Below are 13,031 nucleotides of genomic sequence, written 5' to 3'. Positions count from 1 at the left end.
AAAAATTAATATATTTCTGTGGAGATAACTAGCATGGAATTCACTCAAGCGTTATTGCGCTTTTTCCAAACTGGCGGACCTTTTATGTACCCTATCGCCCTGGTTCTGGTCATTGGCCTGGCCATGGTTGTCGAGCGCTGGATTTATCTTTCCCGCGCCAAGAGTGCCAATCGTCGCGCTTACCTACAGGTGCTGCCACTGCTACAAAAACGCAATTATCAAAATATTTTACAATTCGCTCGCGATAATGACGCCGCCATGGGGCGTATAGCCGCTGCCGGTATCAATACACTGCAATTTGCCAAACGTGAGGAAAATATCGCCCTGGCGATTGAAGAAGGTATTCTTGAGGCTGTGCCGCGCCTGGAAAAGCGCACCAACTACCTGGCCACCCTCGCCAATATCGCCACTCTGCTGGGCTTGCTCGGCACTATTATGGGCCTGATTGCCGCATTTACCGCTGTGGCCGCCGCCGATCCTGCCGAAAAAGCCACTATGCTATCCACCAGTATTTCCGTGGCAATGAACACCACTGCCTTCGGCCTGATTTCTGCTATTCCGCTGCTGCTGTTTAACTCTATGCTGCAAAACAAAACCAATGAAATTGTGGACAGTCTGCAGATGGCTGGAGTGAAATTCCTCAACCTTCTGACCATGGGTCGCCCACAAAAAACCGAACAGCGTGCAGTCAGCGCCTGAGGCCTCCCGCCATGTTGAAACTAAATATTCGCCGGCGCGGGCATGAAGAGGCAGAGCTGGACATCACCTCATTTATGAGTCTAATGACCATTCTGGTTCCGGTGCTGTTGCTCAATATGGTGTTCTCCCATATCTCGGTTTTAAAACTCAACCTTCCTGGCTTAAGTGATGGTAGCAATAACAGTGTGCAGGAGAGTCGTCAGCTGGAGCTGGTACTGCGCACTGCACATGTTGATATCAATTATCCGGCCGGACAATTAGTCAGGCGCGTGGAATACGCTGAGGGTGAACCAGATATGGAAACTGTGTCCCTGATATTACAGCAGATAAAGCGTAACCTCAGGGAAAAATCTATTGAGAAAGACGACCTGGTAATTCTTTCGGAAAAAGGCACTCCCTATAAAACCCTGGTGGCAGCCATGGATACTGCGCGCAGTTACCGAGCTGTAGTTGCAGCCTCGGTAGTCGATGCTGAATTATTCCCGCAGATTTCCCTTGGTGATGCTCCCCAGCAACAAACTGTAGCGGGGCCATAATATGATGCTTAATGCAACCGCTAAATTGCAGCAGCGCCGTCAACGACAGAAAAGGCAACAATCCAAGCTGAATCTGGTTTCGTTGATGGATATTTTTACCATTCTGGTATTTTTCCTGCTGGTAAATTCCACTAGCGATGTACAGGTCTTACAAACCGATAAAACAATCAAGCTGCCAAAATCCACCTCCCAGCAAAAGCCTGAAGTTACCACCGTGGTACGTGTGAATAATCAGCAGCTTTTTGTAGGTGATCGAATGATTGCCGACATTGGTAATCTCGATAGCGCAGCGGGAAATATCGAAGTGCTTTTACAGGAGTTAAAATACCGTGCCGAGCGCGCCGGTGAACTCAGTGAGATACAGAAGCAACGTGGACGCGCTGTGATCATCATGGGGGATGAACAGGTGCCCTATGAGTTACTCAAGCAGATTATGCAGACTTGCGCCGAAGCCGATTACCGTGATATTTCCTTCGCCGTGGAACAGACCGCGCCAGTAGATCCTGCGGGGATTGACAACTGATATGAGTACTGCAACCAGTCGCTACGCCCCCTGGCAATTACAGGAAACCCTGTTGCCCTGGTCAGCCTCCAATGAGGAGGATCAACGTTTTATTAAATTTCTGCGCGCCGGACTAATCGCCTTTGCCATCGGCGGATCTGCCATCACTCTGGCACCAGTGCCAGAATTGACCCGTGAACAGGCGGAACGTGTGCCGCCGCAGCTGGCAAAGGTAATCCTGGAAAAAAAGGAGCTACCTAAGCCAAAATCCAAGCCCAAAGCAAAACCCGAGCAAAAAAAAACTAAGACTGAAAAACCCGAGGAAAAGCCTGAGCCAAAAAAGGCTGAGAAAGAAAAACCCAAACCTGAGCCAAAACCAAAACCCAGCAGGGTGGAAACACCTCCAGTAGCCACCATACAAAAAGCAAGGGAAAAAGCGGCGAGCAGTGGTATCAATGCCCTGGCCGACGACCTGCTGGATATGCGTGAGAGCTTTGATACCGAGGAAGTCACACGCGGACAACTCAGTACCGGTAACGCCACTGCCGCACAAACACAGCGCAATATGATCAGCGATAAATCCAAAACTTCGAGTGGTGGTGTCCGGGCAGAAAGTATCAGTACTGACACCGGTGGTGTTTCACTGGCCGGCCGACAAACAACTCAGGTTAAGCAGGCCCAAGCGACAGGTTCCGCCAAACAGACAGCCAGGAGAGTCAGTGGAGAGAAGTTAGCAAGGACCGACAATGCCATTCGCGGCATAATGGAGGCTAACAAAGCGGCGATTAATGCGATCTACGACCGCGCGCTTCGTCGCGATCCCACCCTGCAGGGCAAGATCACTGTACAGTTGGTGATTGCACCGAGCGGCGCGGTATCTTCAATCAAGCTGATTGAGAGCGAACTGAACAACCCCGCCCTCGAGCGCAAGTTGCTGGCAAGAATTCGTATGATCAATTTTGGAGCAGCAGAGGTAAAATCCACCACCCGCAACTACTCGATCGACTTCCTGCCATCCTGATAAAAGTCACGGGGTAACAATTGGTATAGTGGAACAGCATCTTACAGAATTTTCCGCTATACCAGCCCGATGCCATTCAATTCAAATCGGCAGCGTACTTGCGCAACAATTGTAGGGGTATTATCTCCAAAGCTTTTACATGTGTGCGCTGCAGGAATACCCTCGGCGCACTGTCCTGTTTCTGAGCCTCCAACCAGCGTGAAGCGCACAGACACCAGCGGTCTCCAGGGGCCAGCCCCGGAAAACCATACTCCTCGACAGGGGTACTCAGGTCATTGCCACGACTTTGGGAAAACTCCAGAAACTCTGCATTTACCTCCACACAAACCGTATGTGACCCCCTATCTTCCTGGCAAGTGTTACAACAACCATCGCGAAAAAAACCCGTGATTGGCTCCAGGCTGCAGGGAACCAGTAAGTCCCCAAATACATTGACCGAATTATCGACGTCCACAGTTAACCCTCCCGATCCTGATGATCGAGTAATTCGATATCCACCAGCTGCCAATGCAGTCCATTGCGCTGCATAAGCAGGCGTAATTCCGCGTGGTTATGCTCGCCGTAGTCGGCTCTCATGTGGTTGATATCTGTAAAGCGCCAGCCGAGGCGCCGCCAGCCATTACTGGAACTATCTCCCTCTGAATGGACTTTTTCAGGAACGGGGCCGGGCTCCTCCTGCGAACCTTGAGCAAAAATTTCGCGCTCAAAAGATTGCAGATCCTTGCCACCTCGCAGTAACTCCGCGACTCCCTCCGGATTAATAAATTGCTGTAGCAACGGCCCCATAAAGAAATTTGCCCCTGCAGTCATCAACTCATCAAATTCCTGCGGGATCGAATTACCGATTGAAGAGCGCAACTGACTTTGCAGGCGAAGCTTTAAGTTGTCACGTAATACAGGAAAGTCCACATAGCGTTCCAGGGTATCAAGACTTTCTCGCCTTTTTTCGGGCTCTTCCGCCGCGGCCATCTGTGCGGCCCGCTGCAATTGCTCCAACGCATAGAAGGGCAACACCACATAACCTGCCAGCAGCAATGCCAGTACCATAGCGCCAGACCACAGTGTTTTCTTCATTATTACTTTCCTCTCTACCTATAAATGGATTTTATGCTGAGAAAGGTTCATCACCTAATCCATCACTGTACTGGCGTGGCATTGTTCCTAAATCGTGGCTGTGAGATATTCGCGCCCAAGACTCTGCATGCCTACAAACTAAACCTTTAATGAGGACAACAAACGGATGAGTGACATCTATAAGGCTCCCGAAGCGGAGCTGGCCAGCCGGGAAGAAAACACTGATTTTGGCTCTATTGAAAAAGGTATTGCTGGGGATTACACGTTTTCTATCGGAGATGCCATCAATGAAGGCTGGCAACTGAGTAAGGGGAAGAAGCGTACAGTATGGCTGGGCATTCTACTGTATGGGATTGCAATTATTGCCATAAGTGTAGCTGCGGGCCTCGTTACGGGTGCTCTCACGGCCGAAGGCGATACATCAATCACTCAAGAACTCATTTACAACCTGATAACAACGATTGTAGGGCTTCCTCTCGCTGCCGGTTTTACAATGATCGGAATCAAGATTGCTCGTGGGGAAGAGACATCCGGCACCGAAGTATTTGCCTATTTCGATAAGATTGTGTCCTTGATTGCTGTCAATCTTCTTATGTGGATCTTTATTCTCATCGGCTTTTTACTGCTTGTTATTCCAGGCATCTACTTAATGATTGCCTATATGTTTGCCATCCCTCTGGTTGTCGATCAAAACTTGGGCCCCTGGCAAGCTTTGGAAGCCTCTCGCAAAGCTGTTACAAAGAACTGGTTTAGTTTCTTTGGTTTTATGCTCTTAATCCTTTTGATAGTACTTGCTGGTTTCTTTGCAGTATTAATCGGTAGTATTTGGGCCCTGCCGCTTACTTGTATTGCTTTTGGCGTCGCCTACCGCAAAGTCTTTGGCGGCCCCCAAGGGGCATAATCCTCTCAACCTGACAGGAGCGGTGGCTTGCTGGATACCACCTACAATGTCGAAACCCCCGAGGGTATCGACTTGCGCGCGCGGGCCGCTGGGCCTGTTCCGCGTATTCTCGCCTTTGCGGTGGATTTATTTTATCGCACCTTGGTACTAACCGGGCTCGGTATAGTTTTGGCTTTTGCTGATACCGCCGGTATGGGTATCTGGTTGGTTTGCTCCTTCCTGTTGGAGTGGTTCTACCCGGTGTTCTTTGAAGTGCTGCGCGGCGGCCAGACACCGGGGAAAAAAGCCTTCGGCCTGATGGTGGTGAATGACAATCTCACCCCCATTTCCTGGGGTGCCTCCATAGTGCGCAACCTGTTACGCTTTGCTGACTTCCTACCCTTCGCCTACGCCACTGGCATTATCGCCATGACCCTGGGGCGGTATTTCCAGCGTTTGGGCGACCTGGCCGCAGGCACTCTGGTAGTCTACAGGGAGACTGACAAGGCCCCCATTGCACTGCCAGACAGTGCACCACTACCGCCGCCACGCAATCTTAAACAGCCGGACCAGCAAGCCCTGGTCAGCCTGTTGGAGCGTCACAATGACTTGAGTGAGGCGCGCCAGCAGGAACTCGCCAACCTGCTCGAGCCCATTACTCAAAAGAGAGATGGTGCTGCATTGGACTACCTGCGCTCAGTTGGCAGCTGGCTCTTGGGTGGCAGGGGCTAGAATTTATGCGACAGAGAGATTTCGAAAACCGCTATCGCGATAGCTGGACGCAATTAGAAACCTGGCTGAAAGGTGATGGCAAAGATGCGAAAGCGGCAGCACTGGACCTGCCCGCAGCATATCGTGACCTATGCCAACAGTTAGCGATGGCCAAGGAGCGGCAGTATACCGGCCGGCTGATCGACCACCTCAACCAATTGGTGATGGCCGCTCATCACCGGGTCTATCGTCAACAGACCCTGCGCCGCAAGGGCTGGCTACACTACCTGCTCGCCGGCTTTCCGCAGGCGGTGCGAGCCAATGGCCGCACCGTGGCACTGGCCAGCGCTCTGTTCTTACTGCCTGCTCTGGTGATGGGTATTGGTACCTACAACAATGACGCTCTGATTTATGCGGTAATGTCACCGGGAGATGTGCTTTCGCTGGAGTCCATGTATGACCCCGGCAACCGCGTACTGGGCCGTGAGCGCGGCTCGGATACCGATTTGCGTATGTTTGGCTTCTACATCAAGAACAATATCGGTATCGCCTTTCGCACTTTTGCCGGGGGTATACTGTTTGGCCTTGGTTCCATTTTTTTCCTGGTCTTCAACGGTGTCTATCTCGGAGCGGTTTTTGGCCATATTACACGGGTGGGTTTTGTCTCCACTTTTTATCCGTTTGTGATTGGCCACGGCGCATTTGAATTGACCGCTATAGTCCTGGCCGGTGCCGCCGGTCTGTTGCTTGGGCGCTCATTGGTAGACCCTGGGCAACACCGACGCTCGGTGGCCCTGCGCCTGGCCAGTGTCGAGGCAATGAAGATCATGTATGGCACTTTCCTGATGCTGGTGATCGCCGCCTTTCTCGAAGCCTTCTGGTCCTCCAGTGCCGCCACCCCCATCAGTATCAAACTCGGTGTCGGCGCGCTGCTTTGGGTACTGGTATTCGCTTACTTCGTCCTGGCTGGGCGCAGAGAGGTGAGCAGTGCAAGTTAAAAACCTGGCCGTCCAGGCACGCCTGCGCTCACAGTGGGAGTCTATTGATCTGGGGACGGTCCTGGCGAGAAAGTACTGGTTACCTTTATTCCTGGTATGGCTGCTACCAGCAGCGATTTTGCTCGGCACCCTGGCTTGGCTGTTTCCCGGCTCTCCCGGGTGGTCGATGTTTGCTGTCTGGTGGCTAAAACCGGTTTTCGATCGACTGCCCCTATATATAATCAGCCAAGCCCTGTTTGGCTCTCCAGTATCAGTCCTGGCCGCCCTAAAGCAGTTTTTCACACAAAACCGCCACGACTGGCTGGCATGGATTACGTTGCGTCGCCTGAGCCCAACCCGCTCTTTTGATATGCCGGTCACCGTGCTGGAACAATCCAGTGGCGCGGCTCGCAACTCGCGTATTGGCGTACTGCACCGCAAACATTCAAGCGCCTCCACCTGGCTGACTCTGACCGGTGTCCACCTGGAGGGGTTCCTGCTGATCGCCGCGTTTATCTTGATCTACCTGTTTATCCCCGAGCAGGTGGCCACCAACATCAATTGGCAGCCGATATTCAGGGGCGATACCCTGGAGCTGGAGTGGGTCTCCAATGTGCTTTACCTGTTCATCATGGCAGCAGTAGCTCCATTTTATATCGTCTCCGGTTTCTGCCTGTATATAGGTCGACGTATTGAGTTGGAGGGCTGGGATATCGAAATCCAATTCCGTAACCTGGCCGAACGCCATCAGCGTGAACAGCAGCCGCGCCAGCGCCGTAAAGCCGGGGGCTCAAGTGCTGCCTCGCTACTCCTGCTTTTCGCAATCGCCTTCGGCTCTCTCATCGCAGCGCCGGAAATCAAAGCAGACTCATTGGAAACACCCCAACAGGCCCAGCAAAATATCGATGAGATTCTCGCGGGTGAAGATTTTCACCAGGTAGAGCAGATCAATGGCTGGCGCTTGAAAGATACGAGAAGCGAAGAGCAGAAAATCCCCGAATGGCTTATCAAATTTATCGAGTGGCTGTTTAACCGCTCTCCTGACGACGGTGATTCCTCCGATTTCAGTTTGGGACCCATCATCGCCAGATTGATTGAGATCCTGTTATGGGTTGGCGTTATCACGGGACTGATCTACCTCGGCTGGCGCCACCACGATGCCATCCTCAAAAGCTTGCGCTGGCAGCGCAAACCCAAGCAAAAAGCCATTGCACCGGAAACTCTGTTCGGTCTTGATGTACGCCAGTCCAGCCTGCCCGATGATGTATGTGCGGAAGTACAGCGTTTGTGGCAAGCCGGCGAAAAACGAGCCAGCCTCGGTTTGCTGTACCGCGCCACCCTGTCCCACCTGATAGAGGACTTCCAGTTTCACTTCGGCGATCACCTGACCGAAAGTGAATGCGCGCAATTGGTATACCGGCGTCAGCGGGAACCCAGCGAGAACCTGCCTCCGGTGACAGCCCCCCTAAGCCAATTTGTACAGCACCTCACCACCGATTGGCAGCAACTCGCCTATGCCCATCGCAATCCAGTCAAAACGCGGATGGACGCATTGTGCCAGGAGTGGCGAGAGGTATTCAGCAATGACCACTAAGCGCCTTTTAATCGGTGTCTCACTGCTGTTCTGTGGCCTGTTGTTGTGGGGATTTCTTACCTTTTTCGAGCGTTACACAGAAGAAAAGGATCGAGGTTGGGACTCGGAAGCACGACGCAACCTGTTCCTGGCAGCGGAGAAGTACCTCGCCGCTATAGGGCTGGAATCCCAACAGGCAGAGAATATTTCCATATTAAACGGGCTATCCCCGAACGCCACCCTGTTTATCGCCAGTTCCTCGCAGGTCTACAACCCCCAGCGGGTGGCGGAGCTGCTGAATTGGGTAGATAGTGGCGGTCACGCCATTGTAGTGGCCCGCACGGAGGGTTTTGATTTTGATGAACAGCGCAGCGAGGAGCGCGACTGGCTACTGGAGGAGCTGGATGTCTCCATTATGGAGGGGCACTATGAGTACAGCTTCGAACACCCTCTACAGCAGTTGCTCGGTGAAGACGCAGAGCTGACTCCAGAACAGAGCCCGGGAGAAGCTCTGCGCGAATACAACCGCAGGATTGATGCAGGCGTCTCTACAGAAGAGGAGGCGGAAACTTCTCAGGAAAAACCTCGCAATCCGGATGTGGAACCAGAGGATCTGGTCAGCTTGCCCACAGATCATGGAACAAAGATCCAACTGCATTTCGATGCCAGCCACCTGCTCTATCACCCCGGACTCGACGACGATACTATCGACAACGCGCCGGTATTCTGGGCCAGGGTATGGCGTGACGACGAAGCAGTGCCCTTTATGCAGTTTGAACGCGGTAGCGGGGTGATTACCCTGCTGACTGATAGTGGGATCTGGCAGTCACACCGCATCGGACATTTCGACCATGCCTATTTCCTGCAGCTGCTGGCTGGCAGTGGCGATTTTGTCTTCCTCACCCGACCGCGCTTCGACTCACTAAGTTACCTGGCGCGCAAATATGCCACAGAGTTCTTCCTAGCCGGCGCCCTGGCTTTACTCGGCTGGTTGTTCTTGCGTGCTCGCCGCTTCGGCCCCTTGCAACCGTCACCGGAATCCGCACGTAGATCCCTGCTGGAACATATCTCCGCCTGTGGCCACTACTACTGGCGCGATGACCAATGCGAACAACTATTGCGCGGCCAGCGCACTGAGCTACTACGTAATCTCCGTGCCACTGATACAGACTCCATTGCCCGGCACAAGCTGGCGGAAAAGCTCAGTGCCGCAACCGGCCTCAGCAAACACGACATCATCGCCAGCCTGTGGGGTACCCCAGCGGCTAGTGAAGAAACCTTTACTGAACAAATGCGCAATCTGCAGCGAATCGAGGCAGTCCTATGAGCGATACCACCCTTCAACCAGAACAGCAAACCCACCTCGACAAGCCGGACTGGCAGGCCGCCTCTGCCAAGTTGCAATTGCTACGCAGCAAAATCAACCGCCTGTTGATTGGTCAGGAACTAGTTGTTGACCAGGTTCTGGTAGCCCTGCTGGCCTCCGGCCACGTACTGTTGGAGGGCGTGCCCGGCCTCGGTAAAACCCTGCTGGTACGCACCCTGGCCAATTGTTTTGGTGGCAAATTCCGCCGCATCCAGTTCACCCCGGACCTGATGCCAGCGGATGTCACCGGTCACGCCATGTACAACATGGGTGAAAGCCGCTTCGAAGTGCGCCGTGGCCCAGTTTTTACCAACCTCCTACTGGCGGACGAAATCAACCGCGCCCCGGCTAAAACCCAGGCGGCCCTGTTGGAAGTGATGCAGGAAAAGCAGGTCACTATCGACGGCAAGGCATTCTCGGTACCCAGCCCCTTTATGGTATTCGCCACCCAGAACCCCATTGAGCAGGAGGGCACCTACCCACTGCCGGAAGCGGAACTCGACCGCTTCCTGCTTAAGGTCCTGATTGATTACCCGAGCCTGGAAGCGGAGTTGCAACTGGCCGCAGCTGCCAGCAGTGGTCGCATCGAAAAGAGCCTGCAGGAAAAACCGGCCGGTGAAATAACAGTCGAGCAGCTGCAGTACCTGCAAGCTCTGGTGCCCCAGGTAGCCCTGGATCAACAGGTGTTGGACTATGCCGTAAGGCTGGTTCGAGCTACCCGAGAGGCCTCCCAACTGCGCAGCCCTGCAGGCCCACGCGCCAGTATCGGCCTACTGCAGGCGGCCCGTGCCAGTGCCCTCTTGCAAGGCCGCGAGTTCGTTCTACCCGACGATATCAAGGCCATGGCCATTCCAGTAATGCGCCACCGTGTAAGCCTGTCGCCTGATATGGAGATTGACGGTGAAACCGCAGATAGCGCGCTGGCACAGATTATCGACGGCGTCGAGGCTCCGCGACTGTGACCCTAAGCACCGCCGCAGAAGCACAAACCAGCCCAACCCAAATCGGTCGTCCGGGACCCAGCCGGCGGCTGGTGAAACTCCTCGGTTACTGGTGCCTGGCCGCCCTGGCGATTAGTGTTGCCCGCATCTGGCTGCCTGAAACTGCGGCGTTTATCGAAACAACCTGGTGGACCGGAAGTGCGCTGCTAATCGGTGCGGTACTACTGGATTTCCTTACCGGCCGCAGGATTACCGGTCTTGTAGGTGTGCGCCGGCTGCCGGGTAACCTTGCTCTTGGTGTACGCAACAGCGCCAGCCTGAAACTGCGCAATACTGGCCCGCGCATGCTGAGATTGTCCGTCTGCGACAGTGTGCCGCAACAACTGGCAACAACCGGATTACCGCGCACGGCACAATTACAGCCTGAGCAGGAAATCTCGATAGAATACAACCTGGTTCCGCACCGTCGCGGCAGCGCTGATTTCGCTCAAATCGAGGCCCTTGCCGAGTCCCCGTGGGGCCTGTGGCAAACCCGCGTGTGGCTGGGGCAGGAACAATCGGTAAAGGTATACCCCAACTTTCTCGGCATTTCTTCTCTGCAGGCGCTCTCCACCGAACAAACACTGCGTATGCTGGGCTTGCACCAGCAGCAGCGTCGCGGCGAGGGCATGGATTTTCGCCAACTGCGCGAGTATCGCCAGGGCGATAGCCAGCGTCAGGTGGACTGGCGCGCCAGCTCGCGCCTGCACAAATTAATCAGCCGTGAGTACCAGGATGAACGCGATCAGGAAATTATCTACATGCTCGACTGCGGTCGGCGCATGCGCGCCAAAGATGGGGAGCTGAGCCATTTCGACCACGCTCTCAATGGCCTGCTATTGTCAGCCTATGTAGCAATTAAACAGGGGGACGCTGTCGGCCTGCATGCCTTTGCCGCCGGCCAGGACAGTTCCGGTGGGCAGTTGCCACCGGTCAAGGGCGAGAGCGCCATCAACCTGCTACTGAATAATGTCTACGATCTCCACTCAGGCACCGGCAGTGCGGACTATAGCGGCGCCGCCCAGCAACTGCTGGCCAAGCACAAGCGCCGTTCTCTGGTAATTCTGATCACTAACCTGCGTGATGAAGACAGCGTTGAACTCCTCGCCGCAGTGCGGCTCCTTACTCGCAATCATTTGGTGATGGTAGCAAGCCTGAGGGAAACTGCCGTAGATCGCCTGGCACAGAAGCCCATTGAGGACTTCTCTGGGGCCGTAGAGGGAGCTGCAGCAAAAGACTTTTTACGCCGGCGCGCTCGTTTACTGCAACAGTTGCAGGCTTGTAATGTACAGGTAGTGGATTCTCGCCCGGAGCTTCTCCACCAAGCGCTGGTGGAGGCCTATTGGTGTCTTAAACGCAGTGGCAAGATCTAAGGTAGCTTCCTCATGTGTTGTTCGACTTGATCTGTGCAGTACTAAATAAGAGATAATATCGATCAATTAAAAACAACAGATCCAATACGCAGGGAGCGAAACCCAAGCATGTCCCAACTCGCTATCGATCAACTCAGTCAGGTTGAGGTAAAAACCTCTCCCTTCCCCCATTTTTACCTTGAGCAATCCCTGGTCTCTGATGAGGCCATAACTCTCATTGAGGAATTTCCTCCCCTACAGAAAGGCGGAAGTTTCAATATTAAAGATGTGAAGACCTCCGAGAGGCTGCACCACTTCATCCAGCAATTTGACAGTACCGAGGTCCGTCAAATTCTTGGGAAAAAGTTCGATTTGGACCTTTCCGACAAACCCATGATGGCAACCCTGCGCGGATATTCGCGGGCAAAGGACGGGCGAATTCATACGGATTCGAAGAGTAAATTGATTACGGTGCTTATCTACCTTAACGAGGAGTGGCCAGCTCCCACCGGGCGACTGCGTATCCTGCGCAGTGGAAACGATATGGAAGACTTTACTGATGAACTGATTCCCGGCCCGGGTTCACTAGTGGCCTTCAAGGTGACAGACAATTGCTGGCACGGCTACCCGAGCTATGAGGGCAAGCGACAGTCGATCCAAATCAATTTTCTTACCGGCGATAGAGCAAAAAACAAACACCAGTTTTTCCATGGAATCAGTGCAAAATTGAAATCCATATTTCGCTGATTTATTAAAAAATATTTCCGTAAACTGATAAACATCAAGAATTGAAGGTATCAACAGCGGTAAATTTATTGGCCCGGCAGTAGCACTTTCCCCTTTCGAAAGGTAACCTGTTGCTACATCTCGCCGGGAAAATAAGCGCTTCCCGGCAAACCAAAGACTCCCTATTTATGAGCCGCAAAAGCACCCTGAATAACTGTCCGCGCCTGTCACGATGGCAAGCGCTGCTGCTTTTATTGGTGTTTCTCAGCGCACGTGGCCTGGTACCCGCCGGGTTTATGCCGGCTGCGTTTACCGCAGGCACCCCTTATGGTCTGTGCCATGGAGACAGTCGCAGTGCCCTTTTATTAAATGCACTAGCCACTCCACCACAAGGGCATCATCACGATCACCATGCGAATCACGCAGATGGGCATAATCACGATGCGCTGACCGCCCATTCCTTTGCCGATAATCACTGTAATTTCTCTGCCGCTGCCAGTGTTGCCAGTGCTCCCGCAACGGAGTTGGATTTATTTATCGAAGGGGCAACTTTGCTTGCCCTGCCCCCCAGCTTCAACCTGGCCCTGTCCAGTTCCTACACTCTCCCCCTTATCCGTGCCCCTCCTGGCTAATT

At 53.5% G+C, this 13,031-nt stretch carries 15 protein-coding genes; 13 read left to right on the top strand and 2 right to left on the bottom strand.

Annotated features, from left to right (window positions below; genetic code table 11):
- Nucleotides 1-33 precede the first annotated feature (33 nt).
- Genes GL2_RS08105 through GL2_RS08090 form a run of 4 tightly spaced genes read left to right on the top strand, consistent with a single transcriptional unit; the run spans nucleotide 34 to nucleotide 2,758 of the window.
- Nucleotides 34-699 carry a MotA/TolQ/ExbB proton channel family protein gene (locus tag GL2_RS08105; RefSeq protein WP_143730179.1) on the top strand — a complete coding sequence of 222 codons (666 nt, stop codon included), beginning with the start codon at nucleotides 34-36 and terminating at the stop codon, nucleotides 697-699.
- 11 nt (nucleotides 700-710) lie between these two features.
- Nucleotides 711-1,235 carry a biopolymer transporter ExbD gene (locus GL2_RS08100; RefSeq protein ID WP_143730178.1) on the top strand — a complete coding sequence of 175 codons (525 nt, stop codon included), beginning with the start codon at nucleotides 711-713 and terminating at the stop codon, nucleotides 1,233-1,235.
- 1 nt (nucleotide 1,236) lies between these two features.
- Nucleotides 1,237-1,758, top strand: coding sequence for a biopolymer transporter ExbD (locus GL2_RS08095; protein WP_143730177.1), 522 nt, complete (start codon nucleotides 1,237-1,239; stop codon nucleotides 1,756-1,758).
- A 1-nt stretch (nucleotide 1,759) separates the two neighbouring features.
- Nucleotides 1,760-2,758 carry an AgmX/PglI C-terminal domain-containing protein gene (locus GL2_RS08090; protein ID WP_143730176.1) on the top strand — a complete coding sequence of 333 codons (999 nt, stop codon included), beginning with the start codon at nucleotides 1,760-1,762 and terminating at the stop codon, nucleotides 2,756-2,758.
- 76 nt (nucleotides 2,759-2,834) lie between these two features.
- Here GL2_RS08090 and GL2_RS08085 read toward each other — a convergent pair whose 3' ends face one another.
- Both GL2_RS08085 and GL2_RS08080 read right to left on the bottom strand, forming a co-directional pair.
- A complete protein-coding gene (locus GL2_RS08085) occupies nucleotides 2,835-3,212 on the bottom strand; it encodes a DUF2237 family protein (RefSeq protein WP_143730175.1) in 378 nt (125 codons plus the stop codon).
- 2 nt (nucleotides 3,213-3,214) lie between these two features.
- Complete coding sequence (locus GL2_RS08080; protein ID WP_143730174.1) at nucleotides 3,215-3,832, bottom strand: DUF2939 domain-containing protein; 618 nt, start codon at nucleotides 3,830-3,832, stop codon at nucleotides 3,215-3,217.
- A 166-nt stretch (nucleotides 3,833-3,998) separates the two neighbouring features.
- On the opposite strand from GL2_RS08080, the gene GL2_RS08075 reads away from it, so the two are divergent.
- The 9 genes from GL2_RS08075 (at nucleotide 3,999) to GL2_RS08030 (ending at nucleotide 13,029) form a co-directional block, all read left to right on the top strand.
- Entirely contained in the window at nucleotides 3,999-4,733 is a 735-nt protein-coding gene (locus GL2_RS08075; RefSeq protein ID WP_143730173.1) for a hypothetical protein, read from the top strand.
- A gap of 27 nt (nucleotides 4,734-4,760) precedes the next feature.
- Complete coding sequence (locus GL2_RS08070; RefSeq protein ID WP_143730172.1) at nucleotides 4,761-5,444, top strand: RDD family protein; 684 nt, start codon at nucleotides 4,761-4,763, stop codon at nucleotides 5,442-5,444.
- A gap of 5 nt (nucleotides 5,445-5,449) precedes the next feature.
- Entirely contained in the window at nucleotides 5,450-6,421 is a 972-nt protein-coding gene (locus GL2_RS08065; RefSeq protein WP_143730171.1) for a stage II sporulation protein M, read from the top strand.
- A complete protein-coding gene (locus GL2_RS08060) occupies nucleotides 6,411-7,994 on the top strand; it encodes a DUF4129 domain-containing protein (protein WP_143730170.1) in 1,584 nt (527 codons plus the stop codon). The genes GL2_RS08065 and GL2_RS08060 overlap by 11 nt, the downstream gene beginning before the upstream one ends.
- Nucleotides 7,984-9,300 (top strand): DUF4350 domain-containing protein, encoded by a 1,317-nt coding sequence (locus tag GL2_RS08055; protein WP_143730169.1) that lies wholly within the window; start codon nucleotides 7,984-7,986, stop codon nucleotides 9,298-9,300. The genes GL2_RS08060 and GL2_RS08055 overlap by 11 nt, the downstream gene beginning before the upstream one ends.
- Complete coding sequence (locus GL2_RS08050; RefSeq protein WP_143730168.1) at nucleotides 9,297-10,301, top strand: MoxR family ATPase; 1,005 nt, start codon at nucleotides 9,297-9,299, stop codon at nucleotides 10,299-10,301. The genes GL2_RS08055 and GL2_RS08050 overlap by 4 nt, the downstream gene beginning before the upstream one ends.
- Nucleotides 10,298-11,692 carry a DUF58 domain-containing protein gene (locus tag GL2_RS08045; protein ID WP_143730167.1) on the top strand — a complete coding sequence of 465 codons (1,395 nt, stop codon included), beginning with the start codon at nucleotides 10,298-10,300 and terminating at the stop codon, nucleotides 11,690-11,692. The genes GL2_RS08050 and GL2_RS08045 overlap by 4 nt, the downstream gene beginning before the upstream one ends.
- A 108-nt stretch (nucleotides 11,693-11,800) precedes the next feature.
- Entirely contained in the window at nucleotides 11,801-12,418 is a 618-nt protein-coding gene (locus tag GL2_RS08035) for a 2OG-Fe(II) oxygenase (protein WP_143730165.1), read from the top strand.
- 167 nt (nucleotides 12,419-12,585) lie between these two features.
- Nucleotides 12,586-13,029: a hypothetical protein gene (locus GL2_RS08030; RefSeq protein ID WP_143730164.1), complete on the top strand. Its 444-nt coding sequence runs from the start codon at nucleotides 12,586-12,588 to the stop codon at nucleotides 13,027-13,029.
- The last annotated feature ends 2 nt before the right edge of the window (nucleotides 13,030-13,031 follow it).

The sequence above is a fragment of the Microbulbifer sp. GL-2 genome (assembly GCF_007183175.1).
Lineage (GTDB): Bacteria > Pseudomonadota > Gammaproteobacteria > Pseudomonadales > Cellvibrionaceae > Microbulbifer.
Note: the sequence above shows the minus strand (reverse complement) of the source record. Positions and strands in the feature narration are given on the sequence as shown.